Source organism: Micrococcus sp. HMSC31B01 (assembly GCF_001816085.1).
Lineage (GTDB): Bacteria > Actinomycetota > Actinomycetes > Actinomycetales > Micrococcaceae > Micrococcus > Micrococcus luteus.
In genome coordinates this window covers 1-1,135 of record NZ_KV824920.1, presented here as the reverse complement: position 1 = coordinate 1,135, position 1,135 = coordinate 1, and the positions used below count along the sequence as shown (strand labels likewise).

2 protein-coding genes are annotated in these 1,135 nt (G+C 77.2%); both read right to left on the bottom strand.

The window, feature by feature from the left end:
- Nucleotides 1-604, bottom strand: a 604-nt coding sequence (locus tag HMPREF3105_RS01630; protein WP_141762386.1) for a ribonuclease D, incomplete at its 3' end; no start/stop codon positions are given.
- A 71-nt stretch (nt 605-675) separates the two neighbouring features.
- On the bottom strand, nt 676-1,135 hold a 460-nt coding region (locus tag HMPREF3105_RS01625; protein WP_070708620.1), incomplete at its 5' end, for a DUF3000 family protein.

Below are 1,135 nucleotides of genomic sequence, written 5' to 3'. Positions count from 1 at the left end.
CCTGCTCGGCCCACGCGAGCTTGCCGTCGGCCTCGAGGCGCGCGATCAGGGCCTCGCGCAGCGGGACGAGCAGCTCGACGTCGAGCGCCGCGTAGGTGAGCATCGCCTCGGGCAGCGGACGCACCGACCAGTCGGCGGCCGAATGCTCCTTGGCGAGGGTGACCCCCAGCAGCTCCTCCAGGACCGCGGCCAGGCCGACGTGCGGCAGGCCGGACACCCGGGCCGCGAGCTCGGTGTCGAACAGCCGATCGGGGCGCAGCCCCTGCTCGGCCAGGCAGGGCAGGTCCTGGCTGGCCGCGTGCAGGATCCACTCGACGCCCGCGAGGGCCTCCTGCAGCGGGGCCAGCCCGTCGAGGGCTTCGGGATCGACGAGCCAGATGCCGGCGCCCTCGCGCTTGAGCTGGACGAGCATAGCCCGCTGGCCGTACCGGATCCCGGAGGCGCGCTCCGCGTCGATGGCGACGGGCCCGGTCCCCGCGGCGAGCGCCGCGGCGCAGGCCTCCAGGCCCGCGCGGGTGTCGGTGAGCCGGGGGACTCCACCGGCCGGTGTGGCGATCAGCCGCGGGGGCGCGTCCGGGGCGGCCGTCTCGGGGGCGTCGGTCATGCTGCTCCTGTTCGGGGAGGTCGGGGCGGGGACGGGCCGGGGCCCGGTGTGTCGGAGGCGCGGGCGCGCGGTCAGGGGCCGGCCGTGTGGACGTCCGCGGCGTGCTCGGGCGGCAGACCGGCGAACGCGCAGATCATGTCCGACCACGCCTCGAGATGCGAGCCGAGGTCCCGCGGGGCCGGGGTCCACGAGGCGCGCAGCTCGATGTCGGTGGTGTCCGGGGCCGCACTGAGCGTCCCGAAGCCCTCCGCGATGCTGCGCGTCGCGGTGCCGCCGGCGTGGGAGTGCTCGGCGTGGCGGCGCTCGAGCGCCTCCACGAGCCACGTCCACGCGACGGCGCCGGCCAGCTGGTCCAGTGCGACGTCCGGTTCCAGGCTCGCACGGATCCATGTCACCGCCCGGAAGCCTCCCGGCCACCGGGCGTCCGGGGCCGGGTCGTGCAGGAGGACGAACCGCCCCGTGGCCAGCACGCCGCCGGTCGCGCCCGGCCCGTCGCACACGTCGGCGGCGAGGGCGACGGCGAAGGGCGCC